Below are 23,912 nucleotides of genomic sequence, written 5' to 3'. Positions count from 1 at the left end.
TAGAGCTTATGCGCTGGCCGGCGCGGTAAACCGGAGGCGGCGACACAGCGCTAACCAGCCGGCGGCGAACAACCAGCCGGCAGCCGGCAACGGTACCTGGCTGACCATGGCGTTGGCGACCAGCGCATGCATCGCCGCCGTCGGATGGAAATCGTCCCAAAACACATGATTATTCGGATCGGCGCAGGCGTCGGGTAAGCTGACGCAGGCGCTGACCGCATCGCCGAAACCGAATCCGGCCGGATTGGCGACGATGGCATTGAATAAACCGAACGAGTCGAATTCGACGATGTCGGTGGCGGCGAACTGGTTGTCGACCAGACCCAATAAACTGGCCAGGGTTTGGTTGAAGGTCAACGAATATTCGCGCGCCGGGTCGATCACGCCCTGGCCTTGGCTGGTGACGAACGGCGTCAAGCCCAAATCGGGCAAGTTGGGCACCAGGATGGTTTCTGCACCGAAAGCCGCCAATGCACCGACGTAACCGGCGATGCTGGTTGCGGCGGTTTGCGCCGCTTTTTTGGCGACCGCGCTGGGGTCGAGGCCGGGTTGGGTTGCCAGCGGGATATAGACGTCGGTCAGATAGTCGTTGGCACCGCCCCAGACGAAGTGCAGCGCATTGGCGGCCGGGGCGGCGTTGTTCAGGTAAAAACCGATTTGTTGGGCGATGCCCGGTAGAGCGAAACCGCCGGGGGCCGACTGCGAGCCGCCGTCGCCGAAGTTACCGATGCCGCTGGTGGCGCCGGCCACCGCGTAATTGAAAAAATTGCTCGAATTGCTGCCGCCGGGCAGAACCGAATTTGCTATGCGCTCCACTGCGGTCGCTCCGTTGGATATACGACCTTCGAAATAGGGCGGGCACGGATGAGTGGTGTCGCAATTGCCGTTGGGATTGATCGGCCCCGGATAACCGTTCAAGAAATTGTAAATGCTCCAGACCGACGATGAACTCTTGCCGCTGTCGGACAGCGAATCGCCGAAGGCATAAACGCTGGAAAAATTTGCCGCCTCGCTTCGGCCGGCGGCGGTTGCCGCGATCAGAATCAGGGCGGCGACGGATAGTTTGTGGTTCATGGGATGCTCCCTTTTGGCAGTTTAAGTTAGGCCTTCCCGGCGGATTTTTCTCCTGAATTCGTGCGTTTACCTCGCCGAAACGGCTGAGCTTTGATCGGCATCAAACCTTCGCAATACACGGCTTTACCGGTCCCAGCCGTCCAGCAATTCTATCCAGTGCACCACCGGCAGTTGTGCCGTTTCCCGTAAGTGCAAAAGGCAGCCGATGTTGGCGCTGGCGATCAATTCCGGTTGCCCCGCTTGCAGTGCGGTAAGTTTGGCCTGGCGCAGGCGGCCGGACAATTCCGGTTGCAACAACGAATAGCTGCCGGCCGAGCCGCAGCACAAGCCGGCATCGGTCACCGCCGCCAACTCGAAACCCAGGCCGGCCAGCAGCGTTTCGACGACGCCGGCCAACGCTTGGCCGTGTTGCAGACTGCAAGGCGCCTGAAACGCAATTTTGCGCGGGCTCACCGCCAACTTGGCGATATCCTCGGCCTGAATGATTTCGGCAATGTCCTTGGCCGCGGCCGCGACTTGCGCTGCCTTTGCGGCATAGTCCGGGTCGTCGCGCAGCAGATAGCCGTAATCTTTGACCATGGTGCCGCAGCCGCTGGCGGTGATGACGATGGCTTCCGCCCCGGCCTGCAATGCCGGCCACCAAGCGTCGATCCGGCGCCGGATCGCCTCCAGTGCCGCTTCGCGCTCGTCCAGATGGTGAGCCAGCGCGCCGCAACACGCGCTTTGGCCTCGAATCACGCTGATGCCGAGACGGTCCAGCACCCGCGCCGTGGCGGCGTTGATCCGCGGCGCCAGCGCCGGCTGCACGCAGCCTTCCAGGATCAGCATCCGCCGCCGGTGGCGTAATGGCGGCCAGGTTTCCGGCACCGGTTTGGCAGGGACTTTGGCCTGTAACGCGGCCGGTAGCAACGGTTTCGCCAGCCGCGCCAGTGCGGCCAGCGGCGACAGCCGGCGCGGGTAGGGCAGTATCGCCAGCAAGGCCCGGCGCAGCCAGCGCTGCCGCCACGGCCGCGCGATCCGGCCGGCGGCAATTTCCCGGCCCACATCGAGCAAGCGGCCGTACTCGACGCCGGACGGGCAGGCCGATTCGCAGGCGCGGCAGCCCAGACAACGGTCCAGATGGTGTTGGCTGGAGGCGGTAGCGTTCAGGCCCTCCAGCAATTGTTTGATCAGATAAATCCGGCCGCGCGGCCCGTCCAGTTCGTCGCCTTGTAAACGGTAGGTGGGGCAGGCGGCATTGCAAAAGCCGCAATGGACGCAGCGCTGCAACGCCGCTTGGGCTGCGTCGATACCGGGGTGCCCGGCCAGGCTTGGATCGATTTGGGTTTGCATGGGCTTAATCCGGGAGGGGGACGAACAGGCCGAGTGGATCGAAGGCCTGGCGCACGCGGCGTTGCAGCGCGGCCAATTCCGGCGCGATGCGCTGCCGGTCCGAACCGGCCTCGCCGCGAAACAGCCGTGCCTGGGCGCCGGCAGCGGCGCAGGCCCGATGCACCGCTTCGGCCGATTCGCCGGTTTTCAGCCAGCGCTGGGCGCCGCCCCAATCCAGCAACCAATCGCCGGCCAGTTGGGGTTGCGGTGCGGCCGGCGCCATCGCAATCCGCCACAAATTGCCCGGCTGCTGGAAAAACGGCAAATGTTGTTCGCGCAAGTCCTGCCAGAACGCGTCGCCGTCGGCGTCGATATCGCCGCCGATCTTGGTTGCGGCGGCGCTTACCGCGGCTGAGGCGCCGGACAGCCTGGCCCGGACCCGGCCGCCGGCGTAAGCCAGCGCCGACAGCGGCCAGGGCCGGCCGGCCAGACGGTTCATGAACTCGATCGCGGCGGCCGCTTCGGCCGGCGCGAATGCCACGGTTGTCTCGGTTTCCGGCCTGGGCAGTACCCGCAACGAGCACTGCAACAACAGACCCAGGTTGCCCAGCGCGCCGACCATCAGCCGCGACACGTCGAAACCGGCCACGTTCTTGATGACCTGGCCGCCGAAATTCAGCTCCTCGCCGCGGCCGTTGACGATCTGGCAACCCAACACGAAATCGCGGGCGCTGCCGGCGAATGGCCGGCGCGGGCCGGAAAAACCGCAGGCCAGCGTGCCGCCGATGGTGGCGTCGGCGCCGAAATAAGGCGGCTCGAAGCCCAACATCTGGCCATGTCCGGCCAGCGCCGCTTCCAGCTCGGCGAGGCGGGTGCCGGCGCGGACCGTCACCACCAGTTCGCTGGGTTCGTAACCGACGATGCCGGTGTGTCCGGCTACCTCCAATAGTTCGACGCCTGCTACCGGTCCGGTATAAAAGGCTTTGCTGTTGCCGCCGACGATGCGCAGCGGCGTGTTGGTCGCCGCGGCCCGTTCGATGTGCTCGCGCAATTCGGCGCTCCTATCGGCGGCCATCAGAATCGCTCCAAATCCGGATGCGGCAGTTCGCCGCGATGGACGTGCATCCGGCCCAATTCGGCGCAGCGGTGCAAGGTCGGCACCGCCTTGCCCGGATTCAACAGAGCGTAAGGGTCGAAGGCGCGTTTCAAGCGCAGGAATTGCTGCAATTCGCCGCTGCCGAACTGCACGCACATATACGGGAGTTTTTCGCTGCCGACGCCGTGTTCGCCGGTGATGGTGCCGCCGACCGCGACGCACAGTTCCAGTATTTTGCCGCCGAAGGCCTCGGCTTTGGCAAATTCGCCGTCGACGCCGTTGTCGTACAAAATCAAAGGATGCAAATTGCCGTCGCCGGCGTGGAATACGTTGACTACCGCCAGCCCGAATTCGGCCGACATCTCGGAAATTCGGCGCAATACCTCGGCCAGGTGTTTGCGCGGAATCGTGCCGTCCATGCAGTAGTAATCGCTGGCGATGCGGCCGACCGCCGGAAACGCGGCCTTGCGGCCGGCCCAGAAGCGTTTGCGTTGCGCTTCGTCGTCGGCGCTGCGGATTTCGCTGGCCCCGGCCGCCGTCAGCACCGCGATGGCGCGTTCGCTGTCGGCCGCCACCTGTTCCGGCAAACCGTCCAGCTCGCACAGTAACAATGCCGCGGCGTCGAGCGGATAGCCGGCGTGGACGAAGGCTTCGGTGGCGCGGATGGCCGGGTTGTCCATCAGTTCCAGGCCGGCCGGCAGCAAGCCGGAGCTGATCACGGCCGCCACCGCCGCGCCGGCTTGCTCGACGCTGGGAAAAGCCGACAACAGCACCCGCGTCGCCGGCGGCAACGGCAGCAGCCGGACCGTGGCTTCGACCATGATACCCAGCAAACCCTCCGAGCCGATCGCCAACGCCAGCAGGTCGTAGCCCGGCGCATCGAGGCCGGGGCCGCCCAGCGTCAGCAGTTCGCCGTCTATTGTCGCCAATTTGATCTGCAACACGTTGTGCACGGTCAAGCCGTATTTCAGGCAGTGCACGCCGCCGGCATTTTCGGCGATGTTGCCGCCGATGCTGCAGGCAATTTGCGACGAAGGGTCCGGTGCGTAAAACAAGCCGTGCGCTTTGGCGGCTTCGGAAATGGCCAGGTTTCTGACGCCGGGCTGGACCGTGGCGGTGCGGTTCAGCGGATCGAGTGCCAGGATGCGGTTCATCTTGCTCAAACCGATGACGATGCCGCCGGCCACCGGCATCGCGCCGGCAGCCAGACCAGTGCCGGCGCCACGCGGCACCACCGGCACCCGCTGCTCGCGGCATAAGCGCATCAACGCCAGGACTTGCTCGGCGGTTTCCGGCAGCGCCACCAGCTCCGGCAGGGTGCGGTAGGCGGACAGGCCGTCGCATTCGTAAACCCGCAAGCGCTCGGGCTCGGTGACGACGTTGGCGGCACCGAGCAAGTCGAGGCATTGGCGGGTAAAGGCAGAAGATAAAGGCATGGCCGATTATAACCACAACTCGGCGACCGGCGGCCAGGGTATGAATACCGAGCTGCGGTCTGCGGCTCCGGCAAAAATCGGTCTGGAACGGATTTGGATTACCCGCAGGGTGTCAGGCAGGACGCCCTGACATGAATCCATGCCGGAATGACAACCTTCGGTAATTTGAAACCTGAAATCTGACAAAGAATTAGTCGGAATTGGTGATTTGCGGTTAGCGCAGGGCGCGCAGCGGCAGCGCCAATTCGGTCTTGGCGGAGGGATCAGGCGCCTTGCTGCGCTTCGCGGCTGTCCCAACCGGCCTTGATTTCCAAAATGCGCGGCAGGCAGGTTTCGAATGCCTCGACCAGGGTAGGGTCGAAATGGCGGCCCGCGCCTTCGCGCAAGGTGTCCATAGCCTGTTCCACCGACCAAGCGTCTTTATACGGGCGTTTCATGGTCAAGGCGTCGAACACGTCGACCAGCGCGACGATGCGCGCCGATTCGGGAATGGCTTCGCCGCGCAAGCCGTCGGGATAACCGCTGCCGTCCCACTTCTCGTGATGGCGAAGTGCGACCTCGGCGGCCAACACGAATACCGGCGCGTCGCTGCTGGACAGGATTTCGTAGCCTATTCGGCAATGGCCGCGCATGATGGCCCATTCGTCGGCATCCAGTTGGCCGGGTTTGCGTAACACCGAGTCGGGAATGCCGATTTTGCCGGTGTCGTGCATCGGCGCGGCTTGCTCCAGCAACACGCAATTCTCTTTGGGCCAGCCGACGGCCTCGGCCAGTTGCCGGGCGTAAGCCGCGATGCGCCAGATATGCAGCCCGGTATCGCTGTCGTTGTAATGGCCGGCTTTACCGAGCATGGCGATGGCCTCGCCGTAGGTTCTCTCCAAGCGTTTGGCCTGCACCAGCGATAGGTGGGTCCGCACCCGCGCCCGCACGATCCGGGGGTAAACCGGTTTGATCAAGTAATCGACACAGCCTGCGTCGAAGCCGGCTTCCTCTTTTTCCAATTCGGATAGCGTGGTGACGAAAATCACCGGGATGGCCTCGGTCGCCGGATTGGCTTTCAGGGCGCGGCAGACCGCATAGCCGTCCATTTCCGGCATTTGGATATCGAGCAGGATCAGACAGGGATGATGCTTGCCCGCCAGCTCGAGCGCTTCTGCACCGTTTCGAGCCAGCATTAACCGGTGCTCGTCTTTCAGCGTACGGCGTAGGATGGCCAAATTGGTGGGCTCATCGTCGACGATGAGGATAGGGCCGTAAGGCATGGCTTACTCCGGTATCGATAAATTCAGGTGCTGCACCAGACTGCGCACGGCGGCCTCCGCCCCGCGGAAATCGAAGTCGGCCAGCAGCGCGTCCAACTCGGTCAGTTGGATGGGGTCCGGGTGCTGCCGCAGCCGGTCCAGCCAGATTTCGGAATCATCGGGATCGTTACGGTCGAGCGCTTTCAGCATGCCCGCGAACAAATCAAGCAAGCCGTCCCCAAGCGGGCCGGTAGCCGGCTCCGGCTCGACCGCGGGGGTTTCGGTTTCAGGCCAAGCGTGGACTGCCGCGCATACCTGATCTATCGCGGCTTGCAATTCGGCCGCCAGTTTAAATGCCGCTTCGCCCCCATTCAAGCGTGTTTCCAGTTTGCGGGACAGCTCGGCGACTCGGGACAGCCGCAAAGTTCCGGCCACGCCGTACAGTTTATGTGCCAGATCCCCGGCAGTTTTCAGGTCGCCGTCATGGCATGCGGCGGCGATAGAGGTTCCGCACACCGCGTACGCGGCGACGAATTTGTCCAGATAAGTGCGATAGACGTCGAGCTGGCCCCATTGGCCGCGCGCGGCCGCCAGATCGATAGCCGGCAATTCGGGTTCTCCAGCGCCGGTCGCCGGCCGCGGCGGCGATACACTTGCCGAGCCGACGGCCACGCTTGCGCCGCTAACGCCCGAGATGGCCTTTCCTGCCGAGCATCCGGTCCAGCGTTGAATGGTTTCCATCATTTGCGCCACGTTGAACGGTTTGGCTACAAAATCGCTCATGCCGGATGCCTGCGCCGCATCGCGCAATTCCTGGAAGGCGCCGGCGGTCAGTGCGACGATGGGTAACTCCCGCCAGCGTTCATCCTCGCGGATAATGCGGGTGGCGGCATAGCCGTCCAGGCGCGGCATTTGTAAGTCCATCAATATGATATCCACCGTATCGGGGTGGACTCGCAGCCATTCCAGCGCGTCCTGGCCGTCGCAGGCCGTATCGACGATTGCGCCATCTGCTTCCAGGATGCCTTTTGCCACTTCCCGGTTGATATCGCTATCGTCGACCACCAGTACGCGCACGCCGGGAATGCGGCGATTGCCGGCGGCGGCGATCGGCGGCGGATCGGGCCGAAATAGCCCCAGACCGTGTTGGTTTAACGAGTCGGCGACGGCAGAGTAGAGCGTCGAGGCGGTGACCGGCTTGCTGAGTACCTTGGCCACTGTCTCGATACCCGGTTGGGCCAATAATTCTTCGCGCAAATGAGCGGCGACCATCAGTAGTATCGGCGGGTCCAAGTCCTGGCGTTTTTCCTGAAGCGCTTGGCGTATGGCTTTAGCGGCACTCAATCCGTCCAGCCCCGGCATTTTCCAATCTAATACGATGGCATCGTAAAAACGTTGGCTATCCATCCTGGTCAGTGCTTGCATCAGGGCGGATTCGCCGGAAGCGGCGGTATCGGCCGGCCAACCCAAAGAGTTAGCCACAACGGCCAGCGCCTCGCGCACGCTGGCGCAGTCATCTGCGATCAGCAGTTCGAGCCGAGCCAGTTCGCTAGGCCGGCGTTCCACGCGCTGGTCGCGCTGCAACGGCAACACGAACCAGAATTCGCTACCCTGGCCGACTTCGCTGGTCACTTGCAGGCTGCCGCCCATCAGTTCCACCAGTTGCATGCTGATGCTCAAGCCCAAGCCGGTGCCGCCGAATCGGCGGCTGATGCTGCTATCGGCTTGGCCGAAAGCCGAGAAAATCAGCGACTGCTGTGAGCTGGAAATGCCGATGCCGGTATCGCGCACCCCAAAACGCAGCTGACATTGTTGTTTGTCCGCAGATTCCACGCTAACGCGCAACTCGACCTCGCCGCGTTCGGTAAATTTGATCGCGTTGCTGAGCAAGTTGATTAATATTTGCTGGAGGCGCAAGGCATCGCCAACCAAGGCGTCGATTTCGGCGGGTGGGGTGATGATCAATTCCAGGTCTTTATCGTGGGCGGCCGTCGCCATGATAGCGGCAAGGTTGTCCAGCATTTCGGTCAGTTTGAACGGCGCGCGCTCAATATCCAGCCGGCCGGCCTCGATCTTGGAAAAGTCGAGGATATCGTTGATCAGGGACAATAGCGTATGCCCGGCATTGTGGACTTTGCGCACCAAGGCCAGCGATTCGCCGTCCAGATGACGCTGTTCCAATAGATAGCAAAAACCCAGCACGGCATTCATCGGCGTGCGGATTTCATGGCTCATATTGGCCAGGAAGGCGCTCTTGGCATGGTTGGCGGTGTCCGCCAAGGCCTTGGCTTTTTCCAGTTCTTCTGTGCGGCGGGCAACCAATATTTCCAACTGGTCGCGGTGTTGCTTGAGTTCTTCCTGAAAGAGTTTACTGTCGGTAATGTCTTGAATGACGCCCACGGCGACCTGGCTTTTGCCGTCCGTTCGGTGGATGCGATAGCGGCCGGCGACCATGATCCAGCGGATTTCGCCATCGGTACGCCGAATCCGGCATTCGAATTTGCCTTCGCCGCCGCTGGCAAACGCCTCTTGCAGCACTGCCGCGACCCTGGCCCGGTCTGCCGCCAGCACATGCTCCAGGAATTTGTCGACCGACCATGCCGACGCTGTGTCGGAATAGCCGAAAATACGGGCGTGTTCGATGGAGCGATACGCGGCGTGCGTTTCCAAATCCACTTCCCAGGCGCCGGTATTCGACATCTCCAAAGCAAAATGCAGCCTGGTTTCATTTTCACGGATAACGGTTTCCGCTTCTTTTAATTCTTGAATGTCGGTACAGGTGCCGTACCATTTTTCGATTTGCCCTTGTGCGTTTAACAGTGGCATGCCCCGGGCCAACCACCACCGGTATACGCCGTCTGCCCGTAGCAAGCGAAATTCCACGGAGTAGCTGTCATGATGCTGGGTCGCGCGTTGCCATGCTTCCCAGGCACGTTGCCTATCATCAGGGTGAACTTGTTCTATCCAGCTATGACCATAACTTTCTTCAAGTGTCAGACCGGTATATTCGACCCAGCGCTGGTTATGATAGACATTCCAGCCGTCAGGGCGTGTCGCCCAGACAATTTGCGGCATGGCCTCGGTTAGAACTCGAAATTCGCGCTCGCTCTCGCGCAAGGCATTTTCAGTCTGCTTCAGCTGGGTAATGTCATAGATGATGACAATGATGCCATCAATTTCTTCGCCATCACGTATCGGCTCGTAGATGACGGTGTATTGTCTTGGCGCGGCCTCAGAGGCAAGTGGCCGAATCAATTCGTATACCACCTTTTCACCGGCGAAGGCTCGGTCGAGGCGTGGCGAAATCTGCGTCGCATAACTGGATGCCAGTACCTCGGACGGCGATCTGCCAATCAGCTCGTCGGCTGACTGAGCAAGGCCAAGAATACGGACATAGGCAGGGTTAACAAACCTGTATTGCCTATTGCGATCAAGTGTGACAATGCCGATGGATATGTTATCCGTAACAGACCGCAGCCGCGACTCGCTCTCGCGCAGCGCCGCCTCTGCTTGTCTGCGTTCGGTTATATTGCGGCTGACAGTTGCCCAGCCGATGGGCATGCCGGCGGCGTCGTAGACACTGAACAGGTAGTAGTTCATCCAAATCGGTTCGCCGGTCTGAAAGTGCCGTAAGCGGGTCTCCACGTCGCCGTGACCCTCCTGTTGCACGCGCGGGAAGAACTCCTCAGCGATGAAACGCCGATCTTCCGGAAAGAAATAGTCCTGTACCTTGATCCGGCAGGCGGCGGCCATATCCGGTAGACCGACCATGCGCCGACCCTCGGGATTAACATAGAGGGGATTCATATCGAGGTCGCACATGCCAATGAATTCGCTGCTGCTTTCAGCCAGCAGGAAGAATTTCTGCCGCTCAATCTCAAGTTGTTTACGCCCGGTGATGTCTTCTACTACAGAGATGAAGTACCTCGGCTGTCCGGTATCGCCACGAACCAGGGCGACGGTCAGATTGATCCAGACGACGGCGCCATCCTTACGCAAATAACGCTTCTCCAAGGAGTAGGTATCGATCTCTCCGATCAGCATCCTCTGCATATAGCCGAGATCGGTATGGAGATCATCCGGGTGAGTGATGTCTTGAAATGTCTTCGTTACTAGTTCTTCCCGAGAATAGCCGACGATGTCGCACAGTTTTTGGTTGACTCTCATCCACCGTCCTTCGGGACTAACTTGCGCGATGCCCACGGCGGCCAGATCGAAAAAGGCGCGAAATTCGCGTTCGTTTTCCTGGATACGTAACTGGATTTCAGCCTCTTTGCGTAGCCGTGCTGTTTCAATGTACGCCCCAACACGAGCCAGTAGTTCCCGGGCGCTGAAGGGCTTGGTCAGGTAGTCGTCGGCTCGGTGTTTCAGGCCTTCGATGCGTTCTTCTTCTCCGGCCCGAGCCGAGAGCAAAATGACCGGAATCGTGCTGGTTTCTTGATCTTCCCGCAGGGCGCTCAGCAAACCGATGCCGTCCAGGCCCGGCATCATAATGTCGGTCAGCACCAGATCCGGTCGGCGCTGGCGTACTGCTGCCAGCGCCGCTAAGCCGTCGCGCACCGCTGTTACGTCGTAGCCTTGTACCCGCAACAGCCGGGCAACATAATTGCGCATGTCGGCGTTATCATCGGCAATGACAATGTGTGCGCTCACGCCCGCAGTAGACCCTATCGATTCAACCGAATCTATGTGCGGACCGAGGGCATTTTCATGTTCCGCTCCCACTTCCCAACGCCACGCTTCATCGGCCATAAATTCCGCGCCAGTGCAGGCAGAGAAGGGCACTTTGGCAGGGTGAATATGGTCAGCCGGCAAGTGTGCTGTGCCGGTCGGGATGACAACGGTAAAGGTGCTGCCGAAACCCTGCGTGCTGGTGACCGAGATGTCGCCGCCGTGCAAGCGGACCAACTCGCGCACCAGAGCCAGGCCGATACCGGTTCCCTCGTGATTGCGCGAGCGCACGTTCGGCACCCGATGGAAGCGTTCGAACACATGGTTAAGCTGGTCAGCGGCAATGCCGACACCCGTGTCGCGCACGGCCAGCTCAACCCTTTGTCCACATTGACGTAGCGAAACTTCAATTTCGCCGGCAAAGGTATACTTGAAGGCGTTGCTCAGCAGATTAATGACGATTTTTTCCCACATTTGCCGATCGACATACACAGGTTCGGCCATTGCCGGGCACGACACGATCAGCTTCAATCCCGCTTTTGCAGTGGCGGAGCCGAATACGCTCGCCAGCTCGGCGGTATAGGTCGCCAAGTCGGTCGCTTCATAGGAGGCATCCATGCGACCGGCTTCGATACGCGAAAAATCGAGCAACGCATTCACCAATTTGAGTAGGCGCAGGCCATTGCGATGCACCAGATCAAGTTGTTCATGCAAGGCAGCGTCAGGGCTTGAACTCGTTGGAGCAAATTGGGCCAGCAATTCTTCCAGAGGCCCTAGCATCAGCGTCAGCGGCGTGCGAAATTCATGGCTGACGTTGGCAAAAAACTGCGTTTTGAGTTCGTCCAACTCCAAGGTTTTGGCGTACAAGCGGGACAGTTCCTCGTTGGCGGACTTTAACTCCGCGCTGGCGGATGCAACTTCCTTGGTGCGGGCGAACAGCTCAACTTCCATTTTTACGGCCTGGGCGCGCAGTGTGTCGTTGAGTTGGCTTTGCTCAACGCCCAGTTGTTTGACGCGGATAAACTCGGTTAAATCTTCCGCGCGATGCAGCACATAGGCAATATTGCTGTCCTTGCCGAGAATGGGGAGATTGATCGGGCTCCAGTACCGCTGCTCAAACCCCTTGCCGTCGGGTCTAGGGATGTCGTATTTCTGTACCGGCATGGTGTCGGGTTTTCCGGACAACAACACCCGCTGCAAGGACGCGCGCAAGTTGCGCTGGCCTTCCGCCGTCGGGTCGTCGGGATTGTCGGGAAAAATTTGAAACATCGTTTTCCCCAATACGTCTTCCCGGCGAGTCAAGGTGGCGCGGGTATAGGCATCGCTGGCGGCGACGATTTCCAATTGTGGATTTAACACCAGGTAAAGGTCGGGCGACGATTCGAACAGTAAGCGGAAATCCAAATCATCAAGGCTTGGGATGGAATCATTCATTATTCGAAGCACCCGTCAGACTATTCCTACGGTTTCGGAAACCCTGAATTTTAGCCGGTTATTCAAATTGTTCTATCGAACGGTGGCCTATACCACATCTAACACCAACCGCGGCTATCGCCGCTGCCTGCCTTTGTTTCATCTGGAACGAGTCGTTGACGTGTGTTGTGTGCCTTTCGTGCCTTCTAGGGCATATATGCTGAGCAAGATCGAAGCATGAGTGGCTCACAACACGCTGGTCCGTTGGGTGAATCAAAAATCCCGCCCATCCTTCGAATCTCAGCACGAACGGGCTCTATTTCGGCTCAACTGCTTTTTCTAGGTTTAACGTTTCCTGACCTATCCGCTACGTTCGATTTGCCCGACGTGCACAGCCGACCCGAGCAATTCCGGCTACAGAGCGTTGGGGTTTAACCGGGTGCGCCTTGCCGGTGCACAATGCAAAGCCGACAAATTGTCGTGTCCGAACCTGCAAAACACGATCGGCGCGGGCCATTATTGGGCTGCCAATGCCGGGTTTACGCTAAGGATGATGGCTAAATCCTTGTTTTTAAAAATATCCTGAAAGCGGCAATCCCGCTGACCGGCTTACCGAGAATTGGCCGCGAATTTGCTTGCAGTGTCGATGTCCGGGAATGCCGTTACCCGCCTTCCCGTAGGTTTCGTTCAACTGTAATTGGAGAAAGGCAATATGTTCGAGCACAAAGCATTAGATGGCCAATGGAACCGGGTGGTGCCGGCGACCGAGAGTTTCGTTAACGGCGAGATTCTGGAATGCCGCGACAACGTCGGCGACGAACCGGGAAAAATCAGCCGGCGCCAGTATGCGGTGATCGGCGACCGTCTGGTGGAGCGCTGCCTGCCGCCGGAAGCGATCGGCGATTTTTGGAGTCACGATGTTGCCCAATTGTCGTGGTGGGGATCGGTCATGAATCCGCCGCATTGCGGACTGCTGGCCGATTTCAACACCCAGTATGGCGGCTTGCACCGCAGGGATCTCGATGTCGGTCACAACGTGGTCGGTTACGCCGCCGCCGGCGAGGAAATCACCTTGGGCAAAGCCAGTTATGCGGTAAAGCGCGCCAGCGATAGCGCGGATTTGGTTGCGGCGTCTATGCTGGAATTACGCAAGCTGTATTACGCCTGAGGCAGCGGCCGCCAGGGCCGGCGTTGCCGATCCGGTTACCGGTCAGCGGACAAAACTCGGCATTCGCCGCAGACAATCCAGGATTCAGCATAGTGGTTGCAAAACGAGGCTAAAGAATCGCAAAGGCCAGGCAGCCTTTGCGCCCAGCTTCAAGTAAATGCAATGTTTGGGGTAGCGGCGGTTTTTGGCGTCGCCGCGAAGTCTTGCGAATAGCGGGATTATCTGGACTTAGGCTGATTTTGGTTTGTAGCCGACGTTTTGCTATGTCGCAAACCCCGCAACTCCCGGGGATATGTAGGATCTGCAATGCGGCTTGTGTCGGATCGGCAGTAGCGGGAGTGATCTGCGTATACTGCAAGCGGACGTAGGCGATTGATTTTATTTAAAATAGTTTTCAGTCGGCGGTTGCGGTCCGGGCCGGTCGCGGCCCTTGAAAACTGGTCCGTATCTTGTTTGTCAGTTCGGTAAACTCGGAACGGATCGCACCATGGATACCCAATTGAACGCCAGGCTTTTGCAGGACTTCGCTTGTTTTATCGCCGAAGCCAAACCTCTATTGCAGCGCCAATATCAACAACGCTTGGCTGCCGATTTGGCGAGCCAACAGTGGCAGGGTTGCTTTCAGCGGAATCTGGTGGCGGTGTTGGCGGCATTTTATCCACAGGCCTTGCAACAGCTGAAAGCCCTGCCGTTCGACGCCAGCCAGGTCGGGGTCGAAAACGGTATGAGCGAACTCACCGGCCAAGTCTTGACCGCATTTGCCGGATTTAGCGACGAGTTGATTTTGTTTGCGGTCGATAAACACCGCACTTCCTGCGCGCTGTCGAATTTTGCGGAAGAACATAAACCGGACCGGGATTACCTGAATGCGACGCGTCGGGAGATTGCCGGTTTATGGAAAACTTTCGCGCTCGATTTGAACCGGCATTTTCTGGAGGGCCGATGCTGAAACTGTATATGACGCCCGGTTCCTGTTCGACCGGCATCCATATTTTGCTGGAAGAACTGGACTTGGTGTTCGAAGCGCAAATCGTCAATCTGCTGGCCGGAGACCAGCATAAGCCCGAGTTTTTGGCGATTAACCCGAAAGCGACGATCCCGGTTTTGGTTAAAGACGACGGTTCGGCCATCACCGAATTCCAGGCCATCGCCTATTGGCTGGCGCGAACTTACCCCAAAGCAGGGCTATTGACGACCGATCCGGATCAGGCCGCGCAAGCGATCGAATTGATGGATTATGTGGTTGTTACGATTCACGGCCAGGGGTTCCAGCGCCTATTCGTGCCGGAGAAATTTGCGACCGATTCTGCCCAGTACGACCAAGTCAAACGGCAGGGGACGGCTATCGTCAATCAGGCTCTGGCTTTGGTGGCGCGGGCTTTGCCGGAGCAGGGCTATGCCTTTGGCGGTTTCGGCATTGCCGACGCCGCGCTGTTTTATGTGGAATTCTGGGCCGACCGATCGGACATCGAGTTGCCGGTGCGTTGTCGGCAGCATTATCAGCTGATGTTGACGCGCCCGGCCGTCAGGCGGGTTTTGATGGAAGAAGGATACCGTCCCGGCTGAAGCGCCGGAAGTTGCTGCCGAGATTCGGCCGGGCGCAAAAAAAGCCTCTATCAGGCAGCGATAGAGGCCGTAGAGTGCGCGGTGCAGGAGTTCACCGCTGTGAGCGAGGGAAAGTTAGCGGGATTGGCCCAGTGCGGCTGGCGCCGTTTCGAACCGAATTGCGCTAACGACGGTTTCACTATAGCTCGGCTGGATCAATTTACAATATGTGCTTGAATGCATTGTTTATTTCGCGAGAGAAAACAATTCTGGGCTGGAATTCGCCGGGCTTTGTTGTTTTAATTGCGAGATTAAGTGACATGTCGGCTTCCTAAAGTGCCAAGGCGCGGAACTCGCTGCAAATCCGCGCCCTTTGCCATACCCGTTCGAATTCCTCGCTCAATTGCCGGTTTTGCGCCGGTAAATTCGGGCTCCAGTGTCCGTCGTAGCGGTCGCTCTGCAATTGAAACAAATAACCGCCGTTGTCGTTGGCGATGAATGCCGGCCTAAAATTCAAATCCTCGGCTTCGACCGCTGCCCTGATCGCAATATAAGACGGCAAACGTTGCGCCAAATCGATTAAAGGGAGTTGTTGGCCGCGAATCGCTTCCGGTTCCTGAACGATGATGCGGACTTCGGCGCCGCGCTGGTTACGCAACGCGAATTGTTTCAAGGCTTCGACCAGCGGTTTTTGGCTGTAGAGCCGCGAATCCAGGTTGCGGCTGTAGATGCAGAGCAGGCGGCGGGCTTGCTGGACCAAAGCCAAGGCCGCTTCCGCCGCCGCTTCCGGCGTTTGCAAGCGTATGGCGGGTACGCTTGATTCAGGCGCGTCCTCACTCTGGCGGGACATCGGCGCCGGCGCGGCAATGGTCAGACGGATTGCGGTATGCGGAATCCCGGCTTCGAGGAACTCGGCGCCGACGGTTTGGAAGCCGTAGCGCCGGTAAAACCCCAGCGCTGCGATTTGGGCGTGGGCGGTGACTTCGCTCAGCCCCAAATTGCCGGCCAGTTCGATCAAGCCGCGCAATAGCGATTCGCCAACCTTTTGCCGGCGCCATGCCGGCAGTACCGCCATTCGGCCGATTCTGCCGGTCGGCGACAGGCGGCCGCAACCGATGGGACGCCGCGCGGCGTCGCGGGCAATCAGATGCCGGCAATCCCGGTCCAAATCGTCGAATTCGATTTCCGGCGCAATACCTTGCTCGACGACGAACACTTCGGTTCTGAGGTAATGCAGGTCGGGAAAGTCAGCGGCATAATTGGCGGGTTCCAGATAGAAACTCGGGATGTTCATCATGTGAATCGATATTTGTGGTTGGACTGGTGGCTGCGCCGTTCAAGCCGGCAGTTGGTAATGCTTTTCTTGGAACAGAGCCAGACAGGCATCGACCGCAGCGGCGTCGTAGAGCGTGTTGCGGTGCTCGGCAATCTCCCGTAAAGCGGCGGCTATGCCCAGGCCGGGCCGGTAAGGGCGGTGGGAAATCATCGCTTCGACCACGTCGGCGATAGCCAGAATCTTCGCTTCCGGCAGAATGTCCGCCCCGACTTTGCCTTGCGGATAGCCCGATCCGTCCAGCCGTTCGTGGTGTTGCAATACGGTCTGGGCGATCGGCCAGGGAAAATCGATCGATTTCAGGATTTCGTAACCGGTTTGCGGGTGGAGTTTGATCAGGCCGTATTCCAGTTCGTCCAGCTTTCCCGGTTTGCACAAAATTTCGGCCGGCACTTTGATTTTGCCGATGTCGTGAACCACCCCGGCCAGGCTCAGGCCTTCGATTAAATCCGGGCCGAGTCGCATTTGTTGGGCGATTGCCGACGCCAGATGAGCCGTGCGGCGTTGATGGCCGGCCGTGTATGGATCGCGCATTTCCACCGTCGATGCGATCGCGGTGACGAACGACAGCATATTGGCTTTCAATTCCGCGGTGCGTTCGTTGACCAGAGATTCCAGGCCGTTTCGCAAGCGCGCCATTTCCAGATGGGTGCGGACCCGGACCAACAACTCCTCCCGCTGGTAGGGTTTGGTAATAAAATCGACGGCGCCCAATTTAAAGCCGTCGACTTTTTCGTTGATCTCCGATAACGCCGTAACGAAGATGACCGGCACGCTGCGGGTTTGCGGGTAGGCTTTCAAACGGCGGCATACCTCGAAGCCGTCCATGTCCGGCATGCGCACGTCCAGCAGGATCAATTCCGGCGGATTGAGCAACGCCGACTGCAAAGCCAGTTCGCCATTGATGGCCGAGCGGATCTCGTAGCCCTCCGACTGCAACAGTTGGGTCAACAATTTTAGGGAGTCCGGGGTGTCGTCGACGGCGAGGATTTTTCCGTTCACTGGCGTAGTTGTCCAGAGCAGCTTTACAGATATTTAAGAATAGCTGGATAGTCGAAGTTGTCGACCAGTAGCGCCAGGGTTTTTTGTAGCGGCCGATCTACGCCGCCGATGCGTTCCAAGACTTCGGCTATGCGCGCTTGTTCCAGGCTTTCCAGTGCCGTTTTCAAGTCTTTCCGCAATGGTTCCGGCAGGGCGGCAATCATCGCCGGATCCAAGCTTGCGTCCTGGGCAGCGGCGATTTCCGTCCGGTAAACGAATTCGACGCCGAGGTGTTTGGCCAGACAGGCGTAAATTTCTTCGGCCCGGTAGGGTTTGCGGATGAAGTCGTCCATACCGGCTTGCAGTATTTCCTCGCGCTGCTCCATAAACGCGGAGGCGGTGACCGCGACAATCTTGACCCGATCGCCGCCTGGCAACTGCCGGATGGCTTGGGTGGCTTGCATGCCGTCCATGTGCGGCATGCGCCGGTCCATCCAGATCAGGTGCGGTTGCCAGGATTCGAACAGGGCCACGCCTTGCGCGCCGTCTTTGGCTAACTGGATTTGCATGCCGATATCGGTCATCAGCCGGCCGAGTAGCAGCTGATTTTCCAGTTGATCCTCGACGATCAAAATCCGGAATTGCGGCTGGCCAGGGGCCAGACCGGTCACTTCGCCGAGGCTATCCGCTGCGCTGGCACGGACCTCCGGCTCCGCCAACTCCGGCAGCGGTAAATCGATACGGAACAACGAACCCTTGCCGACGCTACTTTCCAGCGTCAGCTGTCCGCCCATGAGTTGCACGAACTGGCGGGTAATGGTCAAGCCCAAGCCGGTACCTTTACTGTCGCCCTGGTCACCGAGTTGCACGAAGGGCTCGAAGATGTGCTCCCGCTCACTGTCGGCGATACCGGGACCGGTATCTTCCACTTCGATCCTTAGATGGCTGTGGTTGTTTTGTTGCGTGCCCAGACGCAGTGTGACGCCGCCTTGCTGGGTAAATTTCAAGGCGTTACCGAGCAGATTGATCAACACTTGGCGCAGACGCGCCTCGTCGCCGCAAACGAAGCGCGGAAATTCCGAGGTTTGGTCGATTAACAATTGCAAACCCTTGTCCCGCGCCCGCATCGACATCATGTCGCTGACGTCGCGGATCATGGCGCCGAGATCGAAGCGGCTACGTTCCAATTGCAGCCGGCCGGACTCGATTTTTGCCATTTCCAGTACATTATTGATCAAGCTCAACAAATGTTCGCCGCTGCGGTTGATGATGGCCAGATTGTGGTGTTGGCTGGCCGGAAGCTGCGGATCTTTTTGCATCAGGCTGGAAAAACCGAGAATGGCATTCAGCGGTGTGCGCAGTTCGTGGCTCATGTTAGCCAAAAACACGCTTTTGGCTTTGTTGGCGGCTTCGGCCTGATCGCGGGCGCGCTGCAATTCCGCCGGGCTTGGCAATTTCAGCGCGCGCGGTATGACCCACCAGATCGCGAAAGAGGTGGCGATGCCCACCAGGGCGGATACGGCTTTGACATAGGCATCCAGCCAGTAAAGCGGAATCCAGACCGTCACCACCGATAACAGATGGGTGGCGGCGCAGGTCAGAATGAAGGTGATAAAAAAGCCGAGGTACAGCCAGCGGTAGGACAAGTCTTTCCGTTTCCAAACGAAGTAGGCGATGCCGATCGGATAGGTAAAGTAGGCCAAAGCCATAATCGCATCGGAAGTCACCATCAGCCAGAGCAGGCCCGGACTCCAGGCCAAGCAATATCCGTGTGGCATGAAATCCTTGGTCCCGAAAAATTCGGCAATGCTTTGCATGATGACGACCTCCTCTGGCGAAAGCGGGTTTGTGCTGGAGTCCGCCGTTGGCGGACTGGAGTGGCAGAATATTGCCTAATCAATTATAAAGACAGCGAGTTACTGGTGTCGCGGTGTTCCTGGCGGCCGGGCTTATAAGCTAGAGCCAAAACTGCCCTCTAGGGCGCGTAAACTGTTGTTTTCGAATGGGACGGTGCCGGGCTCAACGGCAAGCGCTTGGCGGTCGTAAAATTTACGCGGGTTTGTAACAATATAACGCTGTATTGGACCGTCAAAATCTAGTAACTTAGTATTCATGGAAAGCGGAATCTGTCCCGTGTCTATTGCGCACGGACTCCGATCGGTCTTCAGTTCAAGGTGAGAATGAAATCCCGCGACGTTAGCTCTGCCGATTCCGGCACTCAATTCATCGATTCCTTCCTCCAACTTTTAGTCGAGCAGGACGTGCTTGACGGCGCCAAATTGAAATATGCGCAACGCGTGCAGGGCAAGCTGGAATCGCCCAAGCCGATTCTGGTGGTGTTGTGCGATTTGGGTTACGTCACCCATGCGCAGTTGGTCGAGGTGTTCCGCAGTCATCCGTTAAAAGTCAAATTGGGCTTGTTTCTGGTCGAATTCGGTTTTATCAGCGATAGCGATTTGCAACTGGCTTTGGCCCAGCAACAGCAGGCAGGCGGAGGCAAACGCCTGGGCGAAATCCTGGTCGAGCGCAATCTGATTTCCGAAGCCAAGATGCTGGAAGTGTTGGCGGATTTGATGGGCATATCCGTGATCGACCTCAGCCTCGCCAACGTCGATCAGAGTCTGATGACCAAACAGATGCTGAAGTCGGCGAACAAGCACTGCTTTCTGCCGATCGAAAAACAAGTCGACGGCGTGTTGGTCGCGTTCGGCGACCCCATGGATCAAACCGCGATCGCAACGGCACGACACGTACTTGGTGCCGAGGTGATTCCGGCAGTGGGCCGTTATTCCCAGATCATGCGTTTTTTGCTGAATTACGAACGTAATGCCCGGGAGGAGAAAGCCGCCTTCGGAGAGCAGTCTGCCGTTGCCTCGGTCAATGAAATTTTCGAGGATGCAATCCGCCAAGCGGCCAGCGATATCCATATCGAGCCGTTGGAGCATAAGTTGCGCGTCCGTTTTCGGATCGACGGCCTGATGGTGCACTATCGGGATTTCCCGGTCGCAATGGCCCAGGCCATGATCAGCCGGATCAAGGTCATGGCCGGCGCCGATATCGCCGAAAAGCGCCGGCATCAGGACGGCCGGGTATTGTTCGAGCAGGTCGCCACCCATCATGTGATCGACATGCGGGCGTCGTTTTTCAGTACCATCAACGGCGAGAAGATCGTACTGCGCTTGTTGAACCGCAAAACCGAATTGCTGGATATTCATGAAGTGGGGATGGCGCCGCTGATGTTGGAGCGGTTCCTGCTGGATTCGCTGGATGTCCCGACCGGCGTGATTATCATTACCGGGCCGACCGGTTCGGGCAAAACCACGACCCTATACAGTGCGGTCGACTATTTGAACGGTCCGGAAGTCAGTATCGTTTCGGCCGAAGACCCGGTGGAATACGTGATCGATGGCGTTGCCCAGTGCTCGATCAACCCGAAAATCAATTTGACCTACGAAGAAACCCTGCGCCATATCGTGCGCCAGGATCCGGATATCATCGTACTCGGCGAGATCCGCGACCGATTCTCGGCCGATACGGCAATTCAGGCCGCGCTGACCGGCCACAAGGTATTGACTACCTTCCATACCGAGGACAGTATCGGCGGCCTGTTGCGTCTGTTGAACATGGAGATCGAGGCGTTTCTGATCTCGTCGACCGTGGTCTCGGTGGTTGCCCAGCGTTTGTTGCGCCGAGTCTGTAAGCATTGCGCAGAACCGTTCCAGCCCGATCCGGCCCTGCTCCGACGGCTGAATTTGACGGCGGACGACGTGATCGGCGCCCATTTTCTGTTGGGCAAGGGCTGCGATAAATGCCGTTTTACCGGTTACTCCGGGCGGGTTTGCGTGTTCGAGTTGTTGTCGATGAATGAGTCGGTCAAGGATGCGATCTTACAACGCAAGACATCCTACGAAATCCGCCGCGTCAGTCTGGAGACCGCCGGTTTGGTGACTTTAGTCGAAGACGGGCTGGTCAAGGCCGCGGCCGGAATTACTTCACTGCAAGAAGTGATCCGCAACCTGCCGCGCTTCGGCAAGCCCCGTCCCCTTTACGAGCTGCGCCGTTTGCTGGGCAGTCGCTGATTTAATCAACTAACTAACATGAGCGAAAAATCATTAACGGATATGATCGATGAATCCATCGCCAGCGGCGCCGGTGCGCTGCCGGTGTTCCCGCGCGCGGTAACGGAATTGCGGCAGGCCTTGCAAGACGAAAACCGTTCGCTGGATAACATCGCCAAACAACTGGCGATGGACGCCAGCTTGGCCAGCCAGATCCTGCGGGTAGCGAATTCGTCGTTTTATGCCGGCCTGAGTTCGGTAAACACCGTCAAAGACGCAGTCGTGCGTCTGGGCTTGCCGCGTATCGTCCAGATTGCCACCCTGGTAATGCAAAAGGGCATGTTCAGCGCGCGGGACTCTGCGACTGAAAAATACATGGCCAAGCTGTGGCAGCATAGCGTGGCGGTGGCGTTGGGCGCGGAATGGTTGGCGAAACGGCTGTCCTTCCATGCGATCGCCGAAGAGGCCTTCATGGCCGGCCTGTTTCACGACATCGGCGAATTGCTGCTATTGCGCTGCCTGGATGATTTGCGGGCTCAGGATCCCAAACTGAATTTGCCGGAGGATTTGCAGCTCGAATTGCTGATTCGCCAGCACGAAGCCAGAGGCGCCTGGCTGCTGCGGTCCTGGAATCTGCCCGAAACCTATTGTAACGTCGCCGAGTCCCATCATCGGCCGGTTACCGAGGATACCGGTACCGTCGAATTGGTGGTGCGGGTAGCCGACATGGTGGCGTACAAGCTGGGTATTGCCTCCCAACCCCAACCGGACTTGGTGGTCTCCAGCAGCGAAGAAGCGGCCCGGCTCGGTTTGTCCGAAATCGCACTGGCCGAGCTGGAAATTGCTTTGGAAGATTCGTTGGCCTTGTCGGCCTGAGCTGTCGATACGGTCGCTAATTGCGGCGGCTTTGCATTAGAATGCGCGACAGGCCGCGTGCTTGGGCGCGGACTTCCTTTCTCTACCAACCCGTAGGAACAATGACCATCGAATTTCTGATTAATTTTGCGATTCAGTTGCTGGGCGCCGCGGCAGCCGCGGTGCTGGCCTACCGTTCGTTTCAAAAGCGCCGGATCCAGCTTGGCGCGGAACCGACTCTGCCGCAATACTTCATTCGCCGCAGCACCTACTGGACCGGAATCGGTTTGTACTGTGCCTTGATGGCGGCGTTGTTTTGTTTGTTGACCTGGCAATGGCTGCCGCTGGAGCCGTTGGTGACCTTGGTCGTCAGCCACCTGCGGGCCGGCAGCCTGGTCGAGCTGTTGTACGGTTTGGACGGCAACAAGTTGCTGCCGCTGATCGCCGCCGGTGTCGTGCTGTTTTTGATCGGTTGGGAAAGCGCGTTCAATCCGCTGCTGATTTTGCGCGATAGCATACACGATGCGTTCGCGATCCCGACCAAAGCGGTCGAGGTCTACAACGCCTTGATCAAATCCCGCCTGTCGGCGGTGGACGACAAAATCAAAGGCCAGATTGCCGACCGCCTGTTGGTGCAAAGCATCGACGCCGGCGATTTCGACAAAGCCGGCGCCACGGTCGAGTACAAATGGGCCCATAACAGCCTGTTGTTCGACCGAATTCAGCATTATGCCGACCAATCGTCTTACCGGCGGCTGTTCAGCGAACCGTCGCTGAAATGGGGCGAAATCTGCATTTCCTATAACGCGATGTCGGAAAAGGTCGCGGTATGGAAGGAGGCCGAGCCGCACTACACCAAGACTGTCAATCTACTGAAGGAACTGGACCGGCTCAGTGGGCTGCTGTGCCGGTTGCTGGCGGCGCTGGTTGTGTTCGGCAGCGCCAATGAGAACGAAATCTGGGCCACCGTGAAGGAACTGGGCGGTAACGTCCATGAGGCGCGGCTGAAGCATACCTATAAATACCTGCTGATTTTTGCAGCCGCGACCACTTTCGGCGTGATTTTGGGGCGCGAAGTCTCGGTAGCGTTGCACAACGTGTTTTTGTTTCCGGACAAGCCGCTGTCGCACTTCAGTTACACCACGTTGCGCTGGATTGCCTATTCGATTGCGATTTACGTGCTGCCGATCGCCCTGGTGTTCGTATTGCGCAGCGTTGCTTTTCGCCACCAGCAGGAGCCGGCCGACCGCTACTACGGCTTTTATATGGCGATGATGTTCGTCGGCTTCGTGGTCAGCACCTCGATATCCACTTTCATCCTGGAGCTGACTTTCTACCATCGCGGTGACTTCAATTTCCTGGACAGTTTCCTCGACCATGCCCGGTGGGGGATCATGCCGGCGTTGATCAGCGGCTTCGTCGCCTACCGGATGGATGCGCCGGCCAGCGACGCCGAAACCTTGAGTCAAGCCGCCATAGCTGCCGGATTGCGCTTTCTGGCCTGGGGCGGTATTGCCGTGATCTTCATGCTCTATGCGACCGACGATCTGGCGTTGGAAAAACTGAATCTGCGCTTTACCTTGGTCGGCACAGCCTTCTTCGTCACCGGCTTGCTGGGCGCTGCGACCCGATTCAAGACGGCAAGCGACTAATCAGCAAAAAGGGCCGGAATTCCGGCCCTTTTTTGTTGCCGGAAAAAGGTCAAAATGGAATCGGGAGGAAGACCGTAA

General features: G+C 58.7%; 15 protein-coding genes. 6 read left to right on the top strand and 9 right to left on the bottom strand.

Going from position 1 to position 23,912, the window contains the following annotated elements:
- Positions 1-6: 6 nt before the first annotated feature.
- From PL263_RS05935 to PL263_RS05910, 6 genes are all read right to left on the bottom strand, one after another.
- Positions 7-1,074, bottom strand: coding sequence for an SGNH/GDSL hydrolase family protein (locus PL263_RS05935; RefSeq protein ID WP_278212135.1), 1,068 nt, complete (start codon positions 1,072-1,074; stop codon positions 7-9).
- Positions 1,075-1,197: 123 nt separating this feature from the next.
- Positions 1,198-2,406, bottom strand: coding sequence for a glycolate oxidase subunit GlcF (glcF, locus tag PL263_RS05930; protein ID WP_278212134.1), 1,209 nt, complete (start codon positions 2,404-2,406; stop codon positions 1,198-1,200).
- A gap of 4 nt (positions 2,407-2,410) precedes the next feature.
- A complete protein-coding gene (gene glcE / locus PL263_RS05925) occupies positions 2,411-3,460 on the bottom strand; it encodes a glycolate oxidase subunit GlcE (RefSeq protein ID WP_278212133.1) in 1,050 nt (349 codons plus the stop codon).
- Complete coding sequence (locus PL263_RS05920; RefSeq protein WP_278212132.1) at positions 3,460-4,917, bottom strand: FAD-linked oxidase C-terminal domain-containing protein; 1,458 nt, start codon at positions 4,915-4,917, stop codon at positions 3,460-3,462. The genes glcE and PL263_RS05920 overlap by 1 nt, the downstream gene beginning before the upstream one ends.
- A gap of 263 nt (positions 4,918-5,180) precedes the next feature.
- Positions 5,181-6,179, bottom strand: coding sequence for an HD domain-containing phosphohydrolase (locus PL263_RS05915; RefSeq protein ID WP_278212131.1), 999 nt, complete (start codon positions 6,177-6,179; stop codon positions 5,181-5,183).
- Positions 6,180-6,182: 3 nt separating this feature from the next.
- Positions 6,183-12,263 carry a PAS domain S-box protein gene (locus PL263_RS05910; protein ID WP_278212130.1) on the bottom strand — a complete coding sequence of 2,027 codons (6,081 nt, stop codon included), beginning with the start codon at positions 12,261-12,263 and terminating at the stop codon, positions 6,183-6,185.
- A gap of 691 nt (positions 12,264-12,954) precedes the next feature.
- On the opposite strand from PL263_RS05910, the gene PL263_RS05905 reads away from it, so the two are divergent.
- The 3 genes from PL263_RS05905 (at position 12,955) to PL263_RS05895 (ending at position 14,976) form a co-directional block, all read left to right on the top strand.
- Positions 12,955-13,410 carry a hypothetical protein gene (locus PL263_RS05905; protein WP_278212129.1) on the top strand — a complete coding sequence of 152 codons (456 nt, stop codon included), beginning with the start codon at positions 12,955-12,957 and terminating at the stop codon, positions 13,408-13,410.
- A 487-nt stretch (positions 13,411-13,897) separates the two neighbouring features.
- Positions 13,898-14,359: an amine oxidase gene (locus PL263_RS05900; protein WP_278212128.1), complete on the top strand. Its 462-nt coding sequence runs from the start codon at positions 13,898-13,900 to the stop codon at positions 14,357-14,359.
- Positions 14,353-14,976, top strand: coding sequence for a glutathione S-transferase (locus tag PL263_RS05895; RefSeq protein WP_347568935.1), 624 nt, complete (start codon positions 14,353-14,355; stop codon positions 14,974-14,976). Before PL263_RS05900 ends, PL263_RS05895 begins: the two co-directional genes overlap by 7 nt.
- A gap of 310 nt (positions 14,977-15,286) precedes the next feature.
- Here PL263_RS05895 and PL263_RS05890 read toward each other — a convergent pair whose 3' ends face one another.
- The 3 genes from PL263_RS05890 to PL263_RS05880 are packed head-to-tail and all read right to left on the bottom strand — an operon-like array spanning position 15,287 to position 19,086.
- Positions 15,287-16,252 carry a GNAT family N-acetyltransferase gene (locus tag PL263_RS05890; RefSeq protein WP_278212127.1) on the bottom strand — a complete coding sequence of 322 codons (966 nt, stop codon included), beginning with the start codon at positions 16,250-16,252 and terminating at the stop codon, positions 15,287-15,289.
- A gap of 39 nt (positions 16,253-16,291) precedes the next feature.
- Positions 16,292-17,290, bottom strand: a complete 999-nt coding sequence (locus PL263_RS05885; protein WP_278212126.1) for an HD domain-containing phosphohydrolase — start codon at positions 17,288-17,290, stop codon at positions 16,292-16,294.
- A gap of 23 nt (positions 17,291-17,313) precedes the next feature.
- Positions 17,314-19,086, bottom strand: a complete 1,773-nt coding sequence (locus tag PL263_RS05880; RefSeq protein WP_278212125.1) for an ATP-binding protein — start codon at positions 19,084-19,086, stop codon at positions 17,314-17,316.
- A gap of 363 nt (positions 19,087-19,449) precedes the next feature.
- On the opposite strand from PL263_RS05880, the gene PL263_RS05875 reads away from it, so the two are divergent.
- The 3 genes from PL263_RS05875 (at position 19,450) to PL263_RS05865 (ending at position 23,834) form a co-directional block, all read left to right on the top strand.
- Entirely contained in the window at positions 19,450-21,348 is a 1,899-nt protein-coding gene (locus tag PL263_RS05875) for a GspE/PulE family protein (protein WP_278212124.1), read from the top strand.
- An 18-nt stretch (positions 21,349-21,366) separates the two neighbouring features.
- Entirely contained in the window at positions 21,367-22,203 is an 837-nt protein-coding gene (locus tag PL263_RS05870) for an HDOD domain-containing protein (RefSeq protein WP_278212123.1), read from the top strand.
- Between the two features lie 101 nt (positions 22,204-22,304).
- Positions 22,305-23,834, top strand: a complete 1,530-nt coding sequence (locus PL263_RS05865; RefSeq protein ID WP_140911550.1) for a hypothetical protein — start codon at positions 22,305-22,307, stop codon at positions 23,832-23,834.
- Positions 23,835-23,912: the final 78 nt, after the last annotated feature.

This window comes from Methylomonas sp. EFPC3 (assembly GCF_029643245.1).
Classification (GTDB): Bacteria; Pseudomonadota; Gammaproteobacteria; order Methylococcales; family Methylomonadaceae; genus Methylomonas; species Methylomonas koyamae_B.
The sequence above is the reverse complement of the archived record's forward strand: the minus strand, read 5'-3'. Positions and strand labels throughout refer to the sequence as shown.

Coding starts and splice junctions, on each gene's coding strand:
- PL263_RS05935 (WP_278212135.1), bottom strand. CDS start 1,074: ATGAACCACAAACTATCCGTCGCCGCCCTGATTCTGATCGCGGCAACC.
- glcF (WP_278212134.1), bottom strand. CDS start 2,406: ATGCAAACCCAAATCGATCCAAGCCTGGCCGGGCACCCCGGTATCGAC.
- glcE (WP_278212133.1), bottom strand. CDS start 3,460: ATGGCCGCCGATAGGAGCGCCGAATTGCGCGAGCACATCGAACGGGCC.
- PL263_RS05920 (WP_278212132.1), bottom strand. CDS start 4,917: ATGCCTTTATCTTCTGCCTTTACCCGCCAATGCCTCGACTTGCTCGGT.
- PL263_RS05915 (WP_278212131.1), bottom strand. CDS start 6,179: ATGCCTTACGGCCCTATCCTCATCGTCGACGATGAGCCCACCAATTTG.
- PL263_RS05910 (WP_278212130.1), bottom strand. CDS start 12,263: ATGAATGATTCCATCCCAAGCCTTGATGATTTGGATTTCCGCTTACTG.
- PL263_RS05905 (WP_278212129.1), top strand. CDS start 12,955: ATGTTCGAGCACAAAGCATTAGATGGCCAATGGAACCGGGTGGTGCCG.
- PL263_RS05900 (WP_278212128.1), top strand. CDS start 13,898: ATGGATACCCAATTGAACGCCAGGCTTTTGCAGGACTTCGCTTGTTTT.
- PL263_RS05895 (WP_347568935.1), top strand. CDS start 14,353: ATGCTGAAACTGTATATGACGCCCGGTTCCTGTTCGACCGGCATCCAT.
- PL263_RS05890 (WP_278212127.1), bottom strand. CDS start 16,252: ATGATGAACATCCCGAGTTTCTATCTGGAACCCGCCAATTATGCCGCT.
- PL263_RS05880 (WP_278212125.1), bottom strand. CDS start 19,086: ATGCAAAGCATTGCCGAATTTTTCGGGACCAAGGATTTCATGCCACAC.
- PL263_RS05875 (WP_278212124.1), top strand. CDS start 19,450: ATGAAATCCCGCGACGTTAGCTCTGCCGATTCCGGCACTCAATTCATC.
- PL263_RS05870 (WP_278212123.1), top strand. CDS start 21,367: ATGAGCGAAAAATCATTAACGGATATGATCGATGAATCCATCGCCAGC.
- PL263_RS05865 (WP_140911550.1), top strand. CDS start 22,305: ATGACCATCGAATTTCTGATTAATTTTGCGATTCAGTTGCTGGGCGCC.